This is a genomic window from Streptomyces sp. NPDC054866, from assembly GCF_053610745.1.
In genome coordinates this window covers 808,146-828,726 of sequence record NZ_JBSGZA010000002.1, presented here as the reverse complement: position 1 = coordinate 828,726, position 20,581 = coordinate 808,146, and the positions used below count along the sequence as shown (strand labels likewise).

General features: G+C 72.5%; 12 protein-coding genes. 5 read left to right on the top strand and 7 right to left on the bottom strand.

All coding sequences use genetic code 11. The annotated features are described in order from the left end of the window. Window positions 1-19: 19 nt before the first annotated feature. From ACWGI2_RS12470 to mreB, 3 genes are read right to left on the bottom strand one after another with little or no spacing between them, the layout of a single operon-like run. Complete coding sequence (locus ACWGI2_RS12470; protein ID WP_453695173.1) at window positions 20-1,618, bottom strand: GAF domain-containing protein; 1,599 nt, start codon at window positions 1,616-1,618, stop codon at window positions 20-22. Then, complete coding sequence (locus tag ACWGI2_RS12465) at window positions 1,615-1,878, bottom strand: CBU_0592 family membrane protein (RefSeq protein WP_453695171.1); 264 nt, start codon at window positions 1,876-1,878, stop codon at window positions 1,615-1,617. The genes ACWGI2_RS12470 and ACWGI2_RS12465 overlap by 4 nt, the downstream gene beginning before the upstream one ends. Before the next feature lie 52 nt (window positions 1,879-1,930). After that, a complete protein-coding gene (gene mreB, locus ACWGI2_RS12460; protein WP_453695170.1) occupies window positions 1,931-2,968 on the bottom strand; it encodes a rod shape-determining protein MreB in 1,038 nt (345 codons plus the stop codon). 250 nt (window positions 2,969-3,218) lie between these two features. On the opposite strand from mreB, the gene ACWGI2_RS12455 reads away from it, so the two are divergent. Further along, a complete protein-coding gene (locus tag ACWGI2_RS12455; RefSeq protein WP_453695740.1) occupies window positions 3,219-4,481 on the top strand; it encodes an MFS transporter in 1,263 nt (420 codons plus the stop codon). 12 nt (window positions 4,482-4,493) lie between these two features. Here the strand turns inward: ACWGI2_RS12455 and ACWGI2_RS12450 are convergent, their stop codons facing one another. The 4 genes from ACWGI2_RS12450 to ACWGI2_RS12435 are packed head-to-tail and all read right to left on the bottom strand — an operon-like array spanning window position 4,494 to window position 12,016. Then, window positions 4,494-8,654, bottom strand: a complete 4,161-nt coding sequence (locus tag ACWGI2_RS12450; RefSeq protein ID WP_453695168.1) for an SAV_2336 N-terminal domain-related protein — start codon at window positions 8,652-8,654, stop codon at window positions 4,494-4,496. After that, entirely contained in the window at window positions 8,644-9,660 is a 1,017-nt protein-coding gene (locus tag ACWGI2_RS12445; RefSeq protein ID WP_453695166.1) for an AAA family ATPase, read from the bottom strand. The genes ACWGI2_RS12450 and ACWGI2_RS12445 overlap by 11 nt, the downstream gene beginning before the upstream one ends. A 51-nt stretch (window positions 9,661-9,711) precedes the next feature. Beyond that, window positions 9,712-11,685 (bottom strand): VMAP-C domain-containing protein, encoded by a 1,974-nt coding sequence (locus ACWGI2_RS12440; protein WP_453695164.1) that lies wholly within the window; start codon window positions 11,683-11,685, stop codon window positions 9,712-9,714. Then, the gene (locus ACWGI2_RS12435; RefSeq protein ID WP_453395403.1) at window positions 11,675-12,016 is read right to left on the bottom strand and encodes a CU044_2847 family protein; all 342 of its coding nucleotides are present in this window, start codon (window positions 12,014-12,016) and stop codon (window positions 11,675-11,677) included. Before ACWGI2_RS12435 ends, ACWGI2_RS12440 begins: the two co-directional genes overlap by 11 nt. Before the next feature lie 230 nt (window positions 12,017-12,246). On the opposite strand from ACWGI2_RS12435, the gene ACWGI2_RS12430 reads away from it, so the two are divergent. The 4 genes from ACWGI2_RS12430 (at window position 12,247) to ACWGI2_RS12415 (ending at window position 20,567) form a co-directional block, all read left to right on the top strand. Further along, window positions 12,247-15,975, top strand: coding sequence for a S8 family serine peptidase (locus ACWGI2_RS12430; protein WP_453695162.1), 3,729 nt, complete (start codon window positions 12,247-12,249; stop codon window positions 15,973-15,975). A 216-nt stretch (window positions 15,976-16,191) separates the two neighbouring features. Next, window positions 16,192-18,573, top strand: coding sequence for a glycosyltransferase (locus ACWGI2_RS12425; protein ID WP_453695160.1), 2,382 nt, complete (start codon window positions 16,192-16,194; stop codon window positions 18,571-18,573). Beyond that, window positions 18,570-19,805, top strand: a complete 1,236-nt coding sequence (locus tag ACWGI2_RS12420) for an acyltransferase family protein (RefSeq protein WP_453695158.1) — start codon at window positions 18,570-18,572, stop codon at window positions 19,803-19,805. The genes ACWGI2_RS12425 and ACWGI2_RS12420 overlap by 4 nt, the downstream gene beginning before the upstream one ends. Before the next feature lie 396 nt (window positions 19,806-20,201). Further along, entirely contained in the window at window positions 20,202-20,567 is a 366-nt protein-coding gene (locus ACWGI2_RS12415) for a DUF488 domain-containing protein (RefSeq protein ID WP_453695156.1), read from the top strand. Window positions 20,568-20,581: the final 14 nt, after the last annotated feature.

Genomic DNA, 20,581 nt, shown 5'->3' with positions numbered 1-20,581 from the left:
GCATATCCGCCGACAGGCCCTAGAGCGGTGCCTGCCAGGTCGTCGTGGTGCCCGAGCCGACGCCGTCCGTCGTGCCGTCGTCGTAGACCGTCAGACGTACGCCCGTCCGGCCGTCCGGCAGCGTCGCCCGGGCGTCCACCGCCACCTCGATGCGCGTCACGTCGGGGCGGCGTGACGCGGTGGCCAGGGCGCGGCGCAGAGCGGCCAGGAGATGGCCCGCCGCGGGCTCCGTGACGCGGGCGTCGACGGCACCGGTGAAGTGGACGGACGGCTGCACTCCGACCACGGCCGCCGCGCCCGCCGTCTCGCGCAGCACCTTGCCGCGGAACGTGGTCGGGGCGTCGGCCGGCGGCTGCTGGAGCGCGAAGATCGCCGTACGGACCTCCTGGATGGTGGACTCCAGCTCGTCCACGGCCTGGTCGAGCGTGGACTCCACCTGCGGCGAGCGGTCCCTGCGGCGGGTCGACTCCAGCATCATGCCGGTGGCGAAGAGCCGCTGGACGACGAGGTCGTGCAGATCGCGGGCGATGCGGTCGCGGTCCTCGAACACCGCGAGACGCTGCCGGCTCTGCTGGGCGTCCGCCAGGACGAGGGCCAGCGCGGCCTGCGAGGCGAACTGCGTGGCGAGGAGACGCTCCACGGAGGTGTAGGCGCTCTCGCCCCTGCGCCGGGGCAGCGCGAGCGTCCCGATGAGCCGCCCGCCCGCCTGGAGCGGCAGCATCATGCTGGGCCCGAAGTTGGTCCGTACGCGTGTGGTCATCCGGGGGTCGGTCGCCGAGTCCTCGACGAACACCGGCTCGCCCCCGAGCAGTTGCTCGAGGACCGCGCTGCCGGGCTCGATCGTGGTGCCGATGAGGTCGTTCTGGAGGTCGTGGGGGTGGGCCCGCGCCTCGCGCGGGGGTTCGGGGCCGTCGTCCTGCGTCGCCGCCGCGACGATCCGCATGCCGCCCTGGTCCGTGGGCTGAAGGATCACTCCCGCCGACGCGTTCGCGAGGATGCGGGCCTGCTCGGCGACCGTCATCAGCGCGTCGGCCGCCGGTTCGCCGGTGAGCAGGGCCGTGGTGACCGCGGCCGCGCCGTCGATCCACCGCTCGCGCTGTCTCGCCGCCTCGTACAGGCGGGCGTTGCCGATCGCGATGCCCGCCTGGCTGGCCAGGACCCGGAGCAGTTGCAGGTCCTCGTCCGTGAAGCGGCCCTCGCGCTTCTCGGTGAGGTAGAGATTGCCGAACGCCTCGTCGTGGACGTGCACCGGAACGCCCAGGAAGCTGTGCATCTCCGGGTGCCCAGGCGGTACGCCGCACGAGCGCGGGTCCGCCGTCAGGTCGTCCAGGATGAGCGGCTTCGGCTCGCGGATCAGGGTGCCGAGCAGGCCCGAGCGGCCGTCGGGGAGAGGGCCGATGCGCTCCCGCTCGGCCGCGGTCAGGCCCGCGGTGAACAGGTCGGTCAGCTTGCCGTGGCCGGGGTCGATGACGCCGAGCGCGCCGTACCGGGCGCCGGTCAGCTCCGTGGCGCTCTCCACGATGTGCTGGAGCGTGGTGTGCAGTTCGAGGTCCGTGCCGACGCCGAGCACCGCGTCCAGGAGCGGCACGAGGGGCAGGGGCAGGTCGTCGCCGCTCATCGGGCCCGGCCGCCCGTGTCCCCGCCCGGCCCGCCCCGCGCCTTCTTGACCAGGCTCAGCGACGAGACCACCATCCACGCACCCTCCAGAAGCAGAAAACCCCACTGCCGTTCGTGGAGAGCATCGCCCGCGGTGAGACCCGACCCGGCGAAGTTCAGCCACAGGTAGGGCCAGGTGTCCGTGCCGAGCCTGCCCGCCTGGGCAAGGACGAAGGCGAGCAGGATCAGCCCGGAGCCGACCAGCTGCACGGTCATCGACATACGGGCACTCTTCCGCGGCGTCGTGCTGAGATCAGCGGGGGGAGGGCCCGGATCAGCCGGACAGGGGGTTGAGGACCAACGGCTGGATCTTGCCCTCCAGCATCGCCCCGAGCCCGAGCACGGCGCACACGTCGGGCCGTTCGGCGATCGCCACCGGCATCCCCGTCGCGTCCCGCAGCATCTGGTCGAGCCCCGGGAGCAGCGCGCTGCCGCCGACCATCATGATCCCGCGATCGGCAAGGTCGGCCACCAGGTCCGGCGGGCAGTCCCGCAGCACCTTGCCGATGCCGTCGAGTACGGCGGTCAGCGGGGTGTGGATCGCGTCGCGGACGGCGGCGGTGTTCACGTGCACCGACCGGGCCAGGCCCGTGGCGACGTCACGGCCGTGGATCTCGGTCGACTCCGGGCCGTTCGGAGTGAGGCCGTTGCCGCGCAGGGCGAGCTGAAGGGGGCGTACCGACTGGCTGGGCAGCACCAGCTCGTGGTGCTGGCGAAGGTGCTGAACGATCGCGCGGTCGATGGCCTCGCCGCCGACCGGGATCCGCTGGGCCGTGACGATCGACCCGAGGGACAGCACCGCGACCTGGGTCGTCGCGGCCCCGCACACCAGGATCATCGTCGCTTCCGGCCGCTCGACGGGAAGCCCGCAGCCGACCGCGGCCGCGATGAGCGTGTCCACCAGCTCGACCCGGCGCGCCCCGAGCCCGACCATCGTCTCGACGGCGGCGCGCTGGGCCAGCGGATCCGCGTCGTGCGGCGTGCAGGCGGCCGCGCGCAGCCGCGGCTTGCGGCGCAGGGTGCGGCGGAGCTTCTCGCCGAGGAGGTGGCGCAGCATGCGCTGGGCCATCTCGATGTCGACGACGGTGCCGCCGGAGACGGGCCGTACGACCCGGATGTATCCCGGCGTACGTCCCGTCATCTGCTCGGCGAACTGGCCGACCGCGATGAGCGCGCCCGTCCGTGTGTTCACGGCGGCGGCGCTCGGTTCGTCGACGACGAGACCCGCGCCCTTCACGAACACCCGGGTCCTCGCGGCACCCAGGTCGACGGCGATGTGGCAGCGGCGCAACTGCTCCAGACTGACGGTCATGGCAGATCCTCCCGAGAGCGCAGACCGTACGGACCGTCGGACGACGGTCCCATCTCGCATCGTGCGGTGGCCGCGGGCGGCGCGCGCGCTGGGCTGAGCCGGGCGGGGTGCCGCCGCACGGGTGGTCTTGATCGCGTCTCGGGCGGCGCAGTTAGCATCCCGTGTGACGCATACGCCCCCGGAAGAAGACGAAGCCGACGGCCCTCACATACCCGAAGCCGCCGACAACCCCCCGCTGCCCCCGCTACCAGTGGAGCCCCGGGGGCCCGTCGCGAAAAGGCGGATACTCGCCGATCTGACGCCTTTGCGTACGTCCGTCGACTACCGCCGTCTCTGGTTCGGCAACACGATCTCCTGGATCGGCCAGGCGATGACCGCGCTCGCGGTCTCCCTCCAGGTCTACGACATCACGCACTCCAGCTTCTCGGTCGGCCTCGTGGGGCTCTTCTCGCTGGTACCGCTCGTGGTGTTCGGCCTGTACGGGGGCGCGATCGCCGACACGGTGGACCGGCGGAAGCTCGGCCTCTACTCGTCGCTCGGCTCGTGCGGGCTCTCGGTCGTGCTGGCCGCGGGCGCGTTCGCGGGCTTCCACCACGTGTGGTTCCTGTACTCCGTGGTCGCGTTGCAGGCGGTCTGCGGGGCGCTGAACTCGCCGGCACGCTCGTCGATGATCCCGCGGCTCCTCCCGCCGGAGCAGCTGCCCGCGGCCAACGCGCTGTCGTCGATCACGACGACCGGGGGCACGATGCTCGGCCCCATGCTGGGCGGACTCATCGTCGGCCTGTGGGGCTATCAGGCGGCGTACACGGTCGACGCGGTGGCCTTCAGCGCGTCGCTGTACGCGATGTGGCGGCTGCCCGCGATGCGGCCGGAGGGAGCTGAGAGGGGGGTCCGCAGGAAGCGGGCCTCGGTCCTCGACGGGCTGCGGTTCCTCGCCACGCGGCCGAACCTGCGGATGACCTTCTTCACGGACATGTGCGCGATGGTGCTCGCGCATCCGCGGGCGCTGTTCCCCGCGGTGGCGGTGGTGTGGTTCGGGGGCGACGCGAAGACGGTGGGGCTGCTTGTCGCGGCGCCCGCGGTGGGGGCGCTGCTCGGCGCGGTGTTCTCCGGGTGGCTGGGCCGGGTCCGGCGGCACGGGCTCGCGATCCTCCTCGCCGTGGCCGGGTGGGGCACGGCGATCGCCGTCTTCGGTCTGACGCGGAACCTGTGGCTGGGGCTGTTCTTCCTCGCGGTGGCGGGCTGTGCGGACACCATCTCGATGGTGTTCCGGAGCACGATGCTTCAGGCGGCCGTGCCGGACGAGATGCGGGGGCGGTTGCAGGGGGTCTTCATCGTGGTGGTGGCGGGCGGGCCCCGGCTCGGCGACTTCATCGCGGGGTCGGTGGGAGACCTGGGGTCGCCGGGCCTCGCGGTGGTGGGAGGCGGCGCCGCATGCGTCGTCGCCGTGGGGCTCCTGGCCGTCAGGTGGCGGGGGTTCGCCCGGTACGACTCGAAGGCGCCGGAGGCGTAGCGGCGCGGGAGTTCACCGGTCGTGGAGCAGGTCGACGAGGCGTGACAGATCGCTCACCGTCGTACGCACTCCGGCGGCGGCCAGGCGCTCGCGGGCCGCGCGGCCCGGTGCGTACCCGATGAACGCGATGCGCAGGCTCCGGGCGGCGGCCGCCTCCTCCGGTGAGGAACCGACCATGACGCAGCGGTCCGCCGGGGTGCCCAGTTGCTCCAGCGCCCGGCGCGGGCAGTCGGGGTCGGGCATGAGGAGGGTGAGGTCCTGGGTGCGGCCGTGGATCCCGGCGCCGGGGAGGTGGAGCCCCTTGGCGCCGAGATAGGCCGTCACGGCGCGCGGCGAGGTGTCGGTGACGATGGCCAGGCGGAGGGTCTCGTCGGGCCGGGCCAGGGTGTGCAGGAGGTTCGCGACGTGGGGCGAGGGCTTCGCGGTGAGGGCGGCCTGCATCTCGATCTCCTCCAGGCGCGTGTGCAGCTCCTGGGAGAGCGTGCGGCGCCGGGCGAAGGCGCGGAGCACGTCCATGGGGTGGATGCCGTCCGCCGCGCTGCCGGCCGGGCGGGGCTCGGGCAGCAGGGGGGTGCCGGCCAGCGCGGCCTCGGGGTCGCGCCCCTCGGCGATCAGGGCGGTGAGAGCCCTGGCGGCATGGCGGGCGGACTGTGCCGTGTAGAGCCGGGCGAGGGTTCCGTCGAAGCAGAGGAGGACGGACTCGATGGCGGCGGGCACCGGGGCGGGGGGCGGCTCGGTGGTGACCTCGCAGTACCAGTCGTCGGACTGCGGCACCGCCTGGAACCCGTGGTGCAGACGGCCCGAGCGCTGGAGGCGCTCGCGCAGGTCGCTGGAGACGATCACGACGGCGCGCCTGCTGTCGCCCCCGAGCAGATGACGGAGGCCGGAGGGGAAGGCGGGCGCCGAGACCGTCGGGTCCGGCTCGTGGGTGAGGGTGACCCCGAGCCCGAGTACGGGGAAGACGTCAAGGGCGGCCGGGAGTTCGTTGACCGTCGCGGTCAGTACGTGCAGGACGTGCACCTCGGGGGCCACGATCACCTCCCAGCCACGCGGACCGGCCCGCATCTCGAACCGGTCGGGGCCGATGCCGCCCCGGATGAGGAGGTGGGAGATCTCCCGGCCCAGGTTCTGCCGTACGTCCTCCTGGCGTCCCGCCGGGCGGGCCAGGTACTCGAAGGTGATCGTGGTCGCGGGGGGCGTGGGCTGGTCGTCCGGCAGCTCACGGCTGACGCCGAGGTCGTCCAGCTGGTCGCTGGGGAGTTCCTCTTGGGGCGCGAGCACCTCGTCCTCGGTGTGCGGGAACTCGCGCAGCAGCTCGTCCAGTTCCGCCCGCTCCTGTTCGGTCGCGCCGAGCTCCCGGTTCAGCTCAAGGCGCGTGTGGAGCAGGGACTGCCGCAGACGCACGATGTCGGCGCGGGTGGCGTGGGCCGCCGGGCCGGGGACGCCTTCCAGGGGCTTGCCGCGCCACAGTTCCAGGGCCGACCGGGCCAGTTCGCGGGCCCGGACGAAGTCCCCCGCGAAACGGGCGTCCCGGGCGTCGTCGTGGAGCCGCTGGAAGCGGAACAGGTCGACGACGTCGGGGCCGGTGGGGAGGGCCAGCGCGTAGGTGCCGTTCCCGGTCACCACGGAGTCGGGGCCGAGCGCGTTGCGCAGGCGGGACGCGTAAGTGCCGATGAGACGGGGTGCGTTGACGGGCGCGGTGCTCGAACCCCACATGCCATCGATCAGCTCGTCGATGGGCACTTCCCGGCCGCGCCGGAGCAGCAGCAGGCAGAGCATGGCCTGCTCCCTGCCGCTGCCGGTGGCGAGCGGGCGGCCGCCGCGCGTGACGCGGAGAGGGCCGAGCAGGGAGTACGTGCGCTCGCGGGACCCGGGCGCGGAGAGCTGCGTGAGCTGCTGGAGGCCACGGCGCCGGCGCTCCGGGTCGGACGATTCGAGGCCCCTGACGGCCGAGAGCAGCGTGCCCCCGACGGCGCGGCGCTCGGGTGTTCCGGATGAGCTCGCCGGGCTCACTCCGGTGACCAGGTCGTCGGCCGACGGCCCCCCGGCCGCGTCGACGCCCGCGTACATCTCGCGTACGAGGCGGCCGAGCGCGCCGAGGTCGGATGCCTCGCTCTCCTCGCTGTGGGGGATGAGAGTGAAGCCGCACAGCACGGCGCCTCCCCTCGGCGGGAGCCGCACGCAGGTGCGGGAGATGGCACTGTGGGTCAGGCCTTCGGCGTGCAGGGCGCGGACCGCGAGGGCGAGGGGCGGGATCAGGTCCAGAATTTGGTGGGTGGGCAGCCCGTTCGGGTGGTGCCGCAGGAGCTCCGACAGATTGCGGCCCTCGATGAAATCCATGACCACGTACGGGACTTCACCGTTGGCGTAGTCCCGCACGGGGGCCACGTTCGGATGGCGGAACCGGGACAGCCGCCGTGCGGCCCGTGTGAAGCCGAGGCGGAGCCACTGCGGTGCCTGCGGGTAACGCTGCACCACCACGGGCTCCCCGCCCCGGTCCTGGTCCTCAGCGAGCCACACACTCTCGCTCCGCCCGACCTTCCGCACCATGCGGTAGCGATCACCGAGAAGCCCCGCGTCCCGGCGCCCGCCGAGCTGCCGCACACTGTCCGGCGTCACCGTCGCGAACGGCTCGCCCATCCCGGCGTCCGGGCCTCCGCCACGGCCGGGCACGCCCGCCACCGCCCGCAGCACCCCCGGCGCCACCCCCGCCCGCTCGTCGATCAGCCCGCCCACCCGGGCGAGGAGCTCCCGCGTACGCCCCCGCGCGGTACGCGGCAGCGTGCGCAGCAGCAACTCCCGTACACCGTCCCGGAATTCGTACGCCCCGGCGCCCCCGCCCGAAGAAAGCATCCCGCTCAGGATCACCTCCGCCAGATGCTGCGGGCGCGGACGCTCCTCCACCGCCGCCTGGACGAGCCGCATCACCGGCAACTGCGGCTCGCCCACCGCCAGATGGCCCGCCAGGCGGAACGCCTCGGGGGAGGCCGTGGAGCGGAAGCGGAGCACGAGGTCCTCGGGGGTGAGGTCCGTGATGTCCGAGGTGTCGGGGGCCGGGGGAGGTGGGCCGTGGTTCAGCCACCCCACCGCGCCCGGCAGTTGTCCCCCACCCGCGTCCGCCACCAGCGCAGCCCAGTGTGACAGCCACGTACCGGAGGGTTCGAGGACCGGGACCGGTACCGCCCCGGCGGGCGGCGCCTCCGAGGCGGCGTACGGAGTGAAGGCGAGGGCCGCGGACGGTGCCGCCGGGTGCGGGGCCGAGAGTGAGCCCGGAGTCGTGGGCAGAGCCGTGGTGCGCCAGAGCCGTTCCGGGAGTGGCTGGATCACCGCCACCGGCATCTGTGCCGCCCAGCGCCGCAGCGTGCGGTACCAGCGGGTGCCCGCCGCGCCGTCCCGCCACTGCGGGCCCATGCAGTCGCTGATCACGAGGGTGACCGTGCGGCCCGAAGCGGGTGCGTGGGCAGCCTGGGGTGGCACCGTGCCGTCCGGCTCCGCGCGGTGCAGCTCCACCGTGCGGAAGATGCCGGACTGGGCGAGCGCCGTGTGGAGTTCGTGGACCAGGGGGCGCCAGATCGGCATGGTGGGGCCCGCGTCGTACACCAGACACAGGCGCAGCCAGCGCTCGTCGGCGGGACGCAGGACCGGCAGCCAGCCGCGCGGGTGGCCGCCCAGGCGGGCGATGCGGTGGGCGGTGGCCTCCTCGTCGATGACCTGGCCCACCGGGGAGGGGACGCGGCGCTTGAGGGGGCGCAGGGCGCGTTGCAGGGTGAGGGGGTGCGTCACCATCGGGGGCACGGGGACCCGGACAGGGGTGTGACCGGCCATCCCCGGTGAATCGGTGGCGCTCGACGGGCCCTCCGAAGTGGCGGGCGTCGCCGGAACGTCACCGCCCGCGGGAGCCGGCAGCCGCAGCGGCACCCGGTCGTCCGGGGCGGGGGCAGGAGCGGGGGTGGGAGCGGGCTCGGCCGGTTCCTCCGCGCCCGTCGGCGGCGTGGATTCCGTCGGCGGTCCGGCGGTGGTGGCTTCCTGTGGCTCCGGCCCGTCACCGCCCATCTGCCCTGCCAGCCACAGCAGTTCGGCCAGCTCGGTCGATGTCGGGCGTGAGCCGTCCGCCGCCTCCGCCAGGAGATCGGCGAGCCGCGCGACAGGGCCCCGGGGCGCGTCAGAGTGCATCGGGGCCCGGATCCGCGGCCTGCGTCAGATACGGCATCAACTGCCGCGCGAGCTCGTCCCGCGAGGCCGTGTCGATGCCCGCCGCGCCGGTCAGGTAGATCGCGTTGAGGAGTTGGTCGGTGGCCAGCTCGCCGCCCGTGCCGCGCTCCAGGAAGCGGGCGATGAGCGTGCGGGCGTAGGCGTCGGGCTCGCCGAGGTGGGCCCTGACGATCTCCTCCAGGTGCTCGTCGCGCGGCTGGCGCAGGCGCAGCGTGACGCAGCGGCGCAGGAACGCGGGCGGGAACTCGCGCTCGCCGTTGCTGGTGAGGACGACGAAGGGAAAGGCCCGGCAGCGCACCCGGCCGCGCTCGACCGTCACCGGGTCGTCCGAGCCGTCGGTCAGGAGGTCCGCCTTCGGGGTCTGCTTGGCGATCCGTACCAGCTCGGGGATCTCGTACTGGCCCTCCTCCAGGATGTTCAGGAGGTCGTTGGGCAGGTCGAGGTCGCTCTTGTCGATCTCGTCGATGAGGAGCGCGCGGGGGCGGTGGTAGGGGAGGAGGGCGGTGCCGAGCGGGCCGAGGCGCAGGTGGTCCTCGACGCCCGCGCCGTCCCGCGGCGCCCTCGCCTTCGGGGAGCGCCCCGCCGCGTACAGGCGCGACAGCGGGTCGTACTGGTAGAGGCCGTCGCGCAGGGCGCTGCGGCTCGTGATGTTCCAGCGCAGTACGGGACCGAGGCCCAACTCCCGTGCCACCGCGTACGCGAGGCTCGACTTGCCGCTCCCCGGAGGGCCCGTCACCAGGAGCGGGCGCCGCAAGTACAGGGCGGCGTTGACCAGTTGGACGCAGGTCTCCGTGGCACGGTACGTGTGCGCGCGGTGCACGCGGTCCGGGGATGTCGCCGAGCCGTCGTCCGTGGGCGTGTCGAGGACCGGGCCGCCGTCGAAGGCGCGCCAGGGCGGCGGCGGAGGCAGCTCGGTGATCCCGTCGTGGGGCTCGTTCGTGCCGGTGTAGACGGGCCACAGGGACATGATCGGGGTTCTCCGTATTCGGGCGTCGGACTCAGGCGTACTGCGACGGGCTCAGGCGACGGGGGAGCGGCGGTGGGCGGCGGGTGCGTCGGGGAAACAGCGCGGATCGTCCCAGAGGAGCTGCACGTCCCTCGCCCAGTGCGTGTCCGGCTCGTCCGAAGCCTCCGCGGTCTCGCGCAACGTCAGGATGGTACGGGGGAGTTCGGCGGGCGGGTGTCCTTCGATGTGGGCGGCGATGCGGTCGAGGAAGTCGGATCCCGCGCAGCTCTTGTCGCTCCGGTGGCCGGGGTCCTCGCAGCCCGTGCGCGGCCACAGGAGGACCGGCACCGGCGCGGTGAGCGAGACGTCGAAGTGCGTCACGTCGGCTTCGGGCCCGCCGCGGCCGGCGCGTGGCGGCGCCGCGAACCCCGCCAGGTCCGCGCCGTCGCGCCGCAGCCGGAACCTCAGCTTGTTCGGCTTCTCCTGCGTGCCGCACTCGACGCGGTGCAGGACGGCCGTGGGCCGGTCGTCCAAGTGCTCCCACTGCCGGGCGAGACGGTGACGCAGACCGCCCTTGCGGCGGGAGCGGTCGGTCACGACCAGGGGGTACGAGCAGCCGAGCGGGGTCGGGTCGTCGGCGCCGCATTCCCAGTGAGCCACCGGCCAGTTGAGCAGCGCGCGGGGGAGCACGAAGGCCAGCAACTCGTCCGTACCGGGGGTGAGATGGGAGAAGGCGTCGTCGACGCGCTCCTGGACGTAGGCGCGGACGTGACCCGCGGTCAGGGTGTGTGAGCCGACGGGGTGGCGCAGGCCCTCGCGGTAGGCGGAGACCTCGACCAGGAGCTGGTCGTCGCCCGCGCCGCTGTGGTCGATCTCGATGAGGATGGGGGCCCAGTCCGGTAACTCGCCGGGCTTCGGCGGGGAGGGGGCCGCGGGTGCTTCGAGCAGGCCCGCGAGGCGGTCGGCGAGGCGCTCCACCGCGTCCGGGTCGTCCACCTCCGAGAGCACGTACCAGGCCGCCGACCACAGCGAGCCGAAGCCCTCCGGCGGCACGGGCGGGCCGAGCGGGCCCACCGCGTCGCGGTACAGCCGCTCCGGGTCGCGGGCGGCGCGGGTGTCCGCCGCCCGGTCCACCAGGGCGCGCAGCCTCTCCTTGGCGGCGCGCTGGTGGCCGGGGGTGGGGATCAGGTCGCCGAGCGGGGGCCAGTAGCGGGCCATGACGGAGGTGGGCAGCATCCGTCCGTTGCGTACGCCGCTGGAGGCGCGGGCGGCGGCCGACACCATGCCCACCACCCGGTTGCTGTCCGCGAGGGTCACCGCCGCGCCGCTGAACCCCGGTGCCAGGGGCTGGCCGTGCGCGCTCCATGCCTCCAGCTGGACCCACTCGTCGGCGATGCGCTGGGCGGCGGTGGCGCGGTACTCGGCGAGGGTGCCCTCGCGGTAGCCCTTGGGGAACCCGTACACGAGGAGGCGGGGGCGGGGTTCGGTGTACGCGTCGTCGGGCGCCGCGAACTCGGCGGGCCGCAGCGGCACGGGGTGCTCCAGCTCCAGGACGGCGAGGTCGCCCAGGTCGTCACCGAGCCCGTCCCAGCCGCCGTGCGCCCCGACGGCGGCGTTCACCGCGCCGAGGTCCTCGCGGTGCGGGAAGGAGACGGTGACGGGGGCGGCGGTGCGGGTGCCGCTGCTGCTGCCGCCGCTGCCGGTTCCGCTGCCGCGGACGACGTGGGCGCAGGTCAGCACGTGCCGCTCGGACACGAGGAACCCGGCCCCGACCTCGCTCCCGCACACGATGCGGGCATGCCACGATGCGCTGCTCATGGGGTGGGGCCGGCCTCCGGGGCGTTGCGGGGGGCGGGCTGCGGGGCCGGCCCGTTTTGGGTGCGGGGCCGCGCCGGTATGTCCGTGCTCCGGGCAGACATACCGGCACGTCCCCTCGCGTCTCGGTGCCGACTGCGGCTGATCGCTGGTCGCTGCGGGGTAATCGGGTGGGTGGGTGGGAGAGATCCGCCGCGGAGCGGCGGGCCCGTTCTCGGGTTCATGCCGCACCCCGCGGCCCCGCGGGCCCCTCCGGGGTCCACGCGAGGCGCACGACCAAGTGGCCCTCAGCCGTGCCCTTCACGATCACCGCACCCGCCTCCGCCGACATCCGCACGCCGAACTCGATCTCCACCGAGTCCGGGCGAAGGCTGCCGTCACGGAACACCCGCAGCGCGGACTCCGCGGCCGCGCGCGCCCCGGCGAGCGACTCCTCGAAGGTGTGGACCGCGCGGGCGGGACCGTCGCCGCGGGAGATGAGGTGGGAGCCGTGCGTGTCCTCCACGTCGGCCATGACGACCCGCGTGCCGTCGTCGGTCGTGAACTCCACCAGATCGTCCATCAATGCCCCCGTCGAGCCCTCGCCGCACCTGCCAACCGCATTGTTACGGAAGGTCCTTGCGGCTGTCATCCGTGTCCCGGGCAACGGACGCGCACGGGTGAGGCTGGCGGGAAGGTGCCCTGGCGGCTTCCCGCCAGCACCCGTCAACACCCCTGCAACACAAGCCCCCCGACACTTTTCGCAGCGCCCGGGAACCACCCCCGCCCGGGTCCGACGAAGAGAGGGCACCCATGACCCGATCACCCGCGTGGCGAAGAGCCAGGCTGCTTCCGGCCGTCGGCCTCGCGTTCGCGCTGCTGCCGGCAGGGCACAGTGCGACCGCCGCACCCGCGGACGCCCCGCAGGGGCGGGCCACCCCCACCGCCCACACGGTCACCCTTGTGACCGGGGACAAGGTCACCGTCACGGAACTCGGCGGCGGCAAGAAGACCGTCACCGTCGACCGGCCCGTCGGCGCCACCGGAGCCGTACGGAGCGAGATAGCGGGTGACCGCATCACCGTCGTACCGGACGAGGCGCGCCCCTATCTGAACGCGGGCACCCTCGACAAGCGGCTCTTCGACGTGACGGAGCTGATACGCCAGGGCCTCGGGGACGCGAAGGGCGGCGCGCTGCCGCTCATCGTCACGTACGACACGTACGAGAAGAGCGCGCGCCGTGACGACGCGGGTCCGGCGACACCCCGTGGCGCCGACAAGGTGCGCGCGCTGCCCAGCGTGGGCGGCTTGGCGGTGAAGGCGGAGAAGCCTGACTCGTTCTGGCGAGACGTTGCGCCGGGTGCCGCCAAGTCCGGGCGTACGCGCGCCGGTTCGGACGGTGGCCTCGCCGACGGCATCGACAAGATCTGGCTCGACGGCCGGGTCGAGGCCGACATGGCGCAGAGCAACGAGCAGATCGGCACCCCCAAGGCCTGGGAGGCCGGGCTCACCGGCAAGGGCGTGAAGGTCGCCGTCCTCGACACGGGTGTCGACGCCTCCCACCCCGGCCTCAAGGACCGGGTCGGCACGAGCAAGAGCTTCATCCCGGGCGAGGAAGTCGCCGACCGCAACGGTCACGGCACCCACGTGGCATCGACCGTCGGCGGCAGCGGCGCGGAGTCCGAGGCCAACAGGGAGAAGGGCGTGGCGCCCGGCGCCGAGCTCTCCGTCGGCAAGGTGCTCAGCGACGAGGGCTCCGGCAGCGAATCGCAGATCATCGCCGGAATGGAGTGGGCGGCCAAGGACGTCGGCGCCAAAGTCGTGTCGATGAGCCTCGGTTCGCGGGAGGCGAGCGACGGCACCGACCCGATGGCCGCCGCCGTCAACACCCTCTCCAAGGACACCGGCGCCCTCTTCGTCATCGCCGCGGGCAACACCGGCGCCCCCTCCTCTATCGGCTCGCCCGGCGCCGCCGACTCCGCGCTGACCATCGGCGCGGTCGATTCCGCCGACAAGGCCGCGTACTTCACCAGCCAGGGCCCGCGGTACGGCGACAACGCCCTCAAGCCCGACCTGTCCGCGCCCGGCGTCGACATCCTCGCCGCTCGCTCGCAGCTCGTGTCCGGTGAGGGCTACTACACCGAGATGAGCGGTACGTCGATGGCGACCCCGCACATCGCGGGCGTCGCCGCCCTGCTCGCCGAGAAGCACCCCAACTGGAGCGGGGCGCGCCTGAAAGACGCGCTGATGTCGTCGTCCGAGCAACTGGACGCGTCCGCCTATGAGTTGGGCGCGGGCCGGGTCAGCGTGCCCGGTGCCATCGACGCGCGGGTCACCGCGACCGGAAGCACCGACCTCGGCTTCTACTCCTGGCCGTACGGGGACAACAAGCCCGTCACGAAGACGGTGACGTACACCAACTCGTCCGACGCGGAAGCGGTGTTGAGCCTCGCCGTCGAGGGAGCGGCCGATGGTGTCGCCACCCTCGCCGACAAGACGCTCACCGTCCCCGCGCACGGCACCGCGTCGACCACGGTGACCGGTGACGGCGCGAAGGCACCCGTCGGCAACACCAGTGGCCGCATCGTCGCGAGCGCGGCCGGGAAGCCCGTCGCGCACACCGCGTTCGGCCTGGTCAAGGAGGAGGAGCGGTACACGCTCACCGTCCGCGTCAAGGACCGTGACGGCGCGCCGACCGGTGCCGGTCTGGTCTTCCAGCGGCTCGCCGAGCAGGTCGACCCCGTCCAGGCGGAGGTCGGCGACTCGGGGACCCTGGAGCTGCGCCTGAAGCCCGGCACGTACGCCCTCTCCTCCTTCCTCGACGTGCGCGGCAGCAAGGGCAAGGACTCCCTGGGCCTCGGTTTCCTCGCCGCGCCCGAGGTCGTCCTCGACCGGGACCGTGAAGTCACCCTGGATGGGCGGGAGTTGCGCGAGGTCGGCGTGGACGTCGGCAAGCGGACGGAGACCCGCCAGCTCCTGATGGAGTACGACCGCAAGGCGAACGGCGCCGAGCTGATGGGCGCGGTCCAGGTGCCCGTCAAGTACGACAGCGTCTTCGCGGCACCCACCGCAAAGGTGACCGACGGCAGCTTCGAGTACCGCACCGTCTGGCGCCTCGGCAAGCCGACTCTGGACGTGAAGGGCATCGGCCAGGTGGTCGCGCAGCCCGGCGGCACCGTGAGCGACGGCCGCACCAAGCTGCCGATCATGAACGTGGGCGGCGGCACGGCTGCCGAGTACGCGGGCAAGGACGTGAAGGGCAAGGCCGTCATCGTGCGGCGTTCCGGCGGCAGTGATGTGACGCCGTCTCAGCTCGGGCAGGCAGCCCAGGACGCCGGAGTGAAGGCGCTGTTCGTGACGGACGACGCGCCGGGCAAGCTCAACGCCTGGTTCGGTACGGACGACAACGCGGACCGGCCGCTGCAGATCGGCACGGTCGACGCGGCGGACGGTGCGCGGCTGCTCGCGGCGGCGAAGGCGGGGAGGTCCGTGGAGACGACGGCGACATCCCGCACGCCCTACGTCTACGACGTGTCGGAGGGCCACAAGGGAGCGGTGCCCCGCGGCGACCTGACGTACGAACCCTCCAAGCGTGAACTTGCCCTCCTGGACACGAAGTTCCACGCGGTGAAGCCGGTGGCTGGCGGCGAGTTCCGCTACTCCCTTACGGACACCTTCGAGGTCGGGATCGGCTTCCAGGAGAAGATCGACTACCCCGTCGAGCGGACGGACTACGCGTCCACGGGAGCCGGTCAGCTGTGGCACGAGTCGGTGTCGGTCGGGCCCGGCGCCCTGGAGGAGCGGAGCGGTCTGGTCGCCTACCGGGGCGGCGAGCGGGGTGAGCTGAACTGGTTCAAGCCCGTGTGGCACCCGTGGCTGGGGACCGGCCTCGGCTGGGGTCAGCAGCGGTACGGGAACACCCTGGAATTCAACGTTCCCGGGTGGGGCGACTCCGGTCCCGACCACACCGGATTCGGTGACGTGTGGAACGAGGACTCGATGACGCAGGTCAGCGAGGTGTACGCGGACGGGGAGTTGGTCGACCGGCGGAAGAGTTCGGGTGTGTACGTGTGGGACGCGAATCCGGCGCTGACGACGTACAAGGTCGTGACGGACACGACGCTGGACCCCGAGCGGTGGCGGCTCGCCACGAAGGGCCACTCGGAGTGGACCTTCAAGTCGAAGGAGACGGCCGGTGACAGGAAGACTTTCCTGCCCTTGCTGAACCTCGGATTCGACGTGGACACGGATCTCGCGGGCGACGTCCGGGGCGGGCGGTCCGTGGATGTCGGGATCTTCTCCGAGTACGTCAAGGGGGCCGTGGACACGGGTGTCATCGGGGGCGGCACGCTGGAGGTCTCCTACGACGACGGGAAGAGCTGGAAGGGCGTCGACCTGGACCGGGACGGCCGCAAGGCCGCGTGGGACGGGAAGTTGAAGGTGCCCGGCAGCGCGGAGTTCATTTCGCTGCGGGCCTCGGCGAGTGACGACCGGGGCGGATCGGTCACGCAGGAGATTGTGCGGGCGGTGGGGGTGCGGTAGGGGCACCTGCGACGCAGGCCGGGCCGGACAGCCGGCCCGGCCTGCTCACTCTCGGCACAGGGACGTAATGAGAGCGTTACGCCAGTGAAGGTGCGGTGTCACAGTGATCGTTGAGGCTGATGTGACCGACTTGACCCTGTTTCAGGGCTAGTTGGTGGCTCAACGAAAACCGAAGCGGTCCTCCCCCCACAATCCGAACAGGATGGGACCACACAGATGTCCGTCACACCGGTGCTGATACCGCACCCTTCCGCCACACCACCCAACAACGGCCACAACAGCCACAACAGCCACAACGGCAACAACGGCCACGTCCTGGCCGTCGGCTCACCCGGGCCGAGCCGTGAACTGCTCACCCGGACGCTGAAACTCACCGGGTACGAAGTCACCCACGCCGTCCCCGGCGACGTACACCGCCAGGTCAGGCAGGCGCCACCGGACGCGATCGTGGCCCTCGACGACGGCCCGGACGGGCGGCGGCAGGGCCTCGATGTCATACGCGAGGTCCGCGCCGATCCCGCGGGGCAGGCGCTACCGCTGCTCATGGTCACGGCGGCCAGGACCCACGCCCCCGACACCGTCGCCGACCTGCTGCGGCACGGCGCCGACGACTGCCTGCCGGAGGCCTGTGACCCGCGCGAGCTCTCGGCGCGGATCGCGGCCAAGCTGCACCGCGTACCGGTCCCGGTGGAGAACCTGCTGCGCGATCCGCGCACCGGCCTCTACTCGGGTCCGCACTTCATGGACGAACTCGACCGCGAGCTCAGCCGCCCGCCCGCCGCCCGGCGCGGTGGCGTCCTCGCCGTGGTCGGCGTCGCCGAGATGGCGGCCCTGGAGACACGGCTCGGACCGCGCGTGCGCCGCGAGGTCGCCGAGCGCCTTGCCGGGGTCGCGGAACGTCTCGGTGGTGTCTGCGACCGGCTCGGCTGGGACGAGGCCGGGCAGCTCCTCGTGCTCATGCCCGGCGTCGACGAGGAGACCGCAACGCGGAGCCTGCGGGAGTTCGCCGTGTCCGTGGCCGGGACGCGCTTCGTCGTCGCCGACGAGAACGTCCGGCTCACCCCGGCGGTCGGCTGGACCCCGCTCGCCGAGTACGCCGACCACACCCGGGCGGCCGAACACGCGCGGGACGCCGTCGCCGAGGCCGTGCGCCACCGGGATCTGCGCCCGGTCCGCTACGAGCCGTGGATGCGGACGAGCGCGCCGCACGGCCACCGCAGGGCCCGCGCCGGACTCCGGGCGCTGGTCACCTGGGCCACCCGTCTCCTCTCGCCCGTGCTCCCGCTGGTCCTCGGCGTGGGTGTGCCGTTCCTGCTCTACCAGCAGGCGTACGAACTGGGCTGGGACGCGGCCGGGTTCGCGTACTGGGTGGTGGTGGCGGGGCTCGTGCTCTCCGCCCTGCTCATCATGCTGGAGTGCCTGTTCTCGCTGGACGCGACGTCCCGGCCCGACCGGCCAGGAGCGCCCTATCCGTCCGCGAGCGCCGTCATCGCCGCGTACCTGCCGAACGAGGCCGCGACCATCGTCGACACCGTCGAGTCGTTCCTTCGGCTCGACTACCCCGGCGACCTGGAGATCGTCCTCGCGTACAACACCCCGCATCCGCTGCCCGTCGAGGACACCCTGCGCGAGATGGCGGCCCGCGATCCGCGGCTCGTGCTGCTTCCGGTGGCCGGGAGCACGTCCAAGGCGCAGAACATCAACGCGGCGGTGACGCGGGTGCACGGCGAGTTCGTCGGCATCTTCGACGCCGACCACCACCCCGCCCCGAACGCCTTCCGGCACGCGTGGGACTGGCTGTCCAACGGCTACGACGTCGTCCAGGGGCACTGCGTGATCCGTAACGGCGACAGCTCGTGGGTCGCGAGGACGGTCGGCGTCGAGTTCGAGACGATCTACGCGGTCAGCCATCCCGGACGGACCAGGATGTACGGCTTCGGGGTCTTCGGCGGGTCCAACGGCTTCTGGCGCACGGATCTGCTCGCAAGGACCCGGATGCACGGCTCGATGCTGACCGAGGACATCGACTCCACGATGCGCGCCCTGAACGAAGGCGCGCGGATCGCCATGGACCGCACGCTCATCTCGCGTGAGCTCGCGCCCACGCTCCTTCGCCCGCTGTGGAACCAGCGCTCGCGCTGGGCGCAGGGCTGGCTCCAGGTCTCGCTGCGGCACCTGTGGGGCGCGCTGCGTTCGCCGGTGTACTCGCGGCGCCAGAAGACGGGCCTGTTCGTGCTGCTCGGCTGGCGTGAGGTCCAGCCGTGGCTGACGCTCCAGATCCTGCCGATCCTGCTGCACGCGGCGTGGCGCGCGGGCGGCGCCGACCGCCTGGACTGGGCGGTGCCGGTCTGCCTGATGGCGGCGGCGTTCACCCTGTCGGCCGGGGTGGTGCAGGCGGCCTTCGCGTGGCGGCTCGCGGTGCCCGAACTGCGGCGCCGCAAGGCGTGGTTCTGGCGCTACCTGCTCGTCTCGACGTTCTTCTACTCCCACTTCAAGAATATGGTGGCGCGCCAGGCGCATCTGAAGGAGGCGCTCGGCGACCGGCAGTGGCGGGTCACGCCGCGCGCCGCCGTACCCGAGACGGCGGGGCGCGCATGAGTACGCTGACCGCCGCGCGGCCCACCGGGGTATCCGAGGCGTCGGCTCCCGCTCCTCCCGCGTCCCGTGGGCGCGCGCTCGAACTCCAGGGATACCGCGGCCTCGCCGCCCTGAGCACGGTCCTCTTCCACGTGTGGCAGGAGTACTACACCTACGACGCGGCAGGATCGCACCCGCCCGTCGAAAGCCCGTGGCTCGGCGCGCTGGTCTCGCTGGAGGTGATCGACCTCTTCTTCGTGATGTCCGCGTATCTGCTCACGCTGTCGTACGCCCGCGCCGCCATCGACGGAGGCTCCGTCCGTACGGGGAAGACCTTCCTCTTCCGGCGGGCGATCCGCATTCTGCCGCTGTACTTCCTGGCGGTGCTCGTCGTCTGGGCGAGCCGCAATCCGACGCTGCCGGGCGACTGGCGCGACCTGGTCGAGCACCTCACCTTCACGCACGTCTTCGACCAGGAGCGGATCTTCTACACCCTGGGGCCCACCTGGTCCCTCTCCCTGGAGGTCGCCTTCTACCTGGCGCTCGTCGCGCTCGGGCCGCTCGCGGTGCGGGTGTGCCGGGGGCTCGCGACGCGGCGGGCGCGGGTCGCGGTGTGCCTGTCGGGGTGCGCGGCGCTCTACGTGCTGCCGGTGGTCTGGATCTCCGTCGCGCGCTACGTCGTGGGGGTGCCGCACACCAACTGGCCGGTGTACTTCGGCCCGCAGGCCCGCTTCGGGGGGTTCGCGGCGGGCATGGCGCTCGCGGTGCTGCTCGTGGGGCTCGGCGAGCGGGGCAAGCTGAGCGCGCGAGCGACGGTGCCGGTCGCGATGGCGGCGCTCGCGGGGCTCTACGCCCTGTCGTACCTCTCCGAGGCGGAGAACTTCGCCCACACCTTCTACCACCCGATCGCCGCCCTGCTGTGGTTCGCGCTGCTCTATGCCACGCTGCATGTCCGCCCGCGTGAACAGGTGCGCTGGCACGGCCTGTTGAGGGCACGCTGGGTGACGGCGGTCGGGCTCATCAGCTACAGCGTCTACATCTGGCACGAGCCGGTCATGCTCCAGCTCATCAAGTCCGGCCTGGTGCCCGCCGGTCGGGCGGGCTTCCCGTTCGCGGCACTGATGGTCCTCGCGGTGGCGCTGGCGGTCGGGGCGGCGAGCTACTGGCTCGTGGAGTATCCGGCGGGCCTGCTCGGCAAGGCGAAGGACGGCAGGGGCGCGACGCGGGACTTCTACCCGGATCGGACGCGCTGACCTTCTCCTCGGGCAAGCCCTGACGCGGCGACGCCGCCTCCCGTGGGACGAGGGAGGCGGCGCCGCTGCGGGAACTTCGGGTGACGTCAGACCAGCCAGCCGAGGAAGTGGGCGAGACCGGCGACGACGTCAGTGATGAGGTTCATGGTGGTGCTTCTCCTTGTGGGACTTGCTCAGGATGTTTCTGGATGTTCCAACTCCCGGCGCCCGTATGGGACATGGACCGGGTACGCGGCAACTACGGTCTGCAGCCCGTTGCTTGCGTTCCGTAATCATCGTCAATCACTTGCGTCACATGCAATCGCTGGCGCAACGATCACCTGTTCCAGGGAACAACTGCTCCCGTGTTCGCATTTTCGAGATGCGGCGGGTCTGGAGGGGCGCGACGATGGGCCTATGAAGGCCGCCGAGACGTTCCCCGTGCGCCGCGTGTACGACCCGCCCGACGAGGCGGACGGCGTGCGCGTCCTGGTCGACCGGCTCTGGCCGCGCGGCGTGTCCAAGGAGCGGGCGGCCGTCGACGAATGGCTCAAGGAGATCACGCCCTCCAGTGAGCTGCGGACTTGGTTCCATCAACACCGCGACCAGTACGAGGAGTTCGGCCGCCGCTACCGCGCCGAGCTCGCGGGCCCGGAGCAGCAGGACGCGATCGAGCACCTGCGTGAACTGGCGGCCGACGGGACGGTCACGCTGGTCACCGCGGTGAAGGACGTGGAGCACGGCCATGTGCCGACGCTGCGGGACGAGTTGATGAAGGGCTGAGCCAAGAGCTGAGC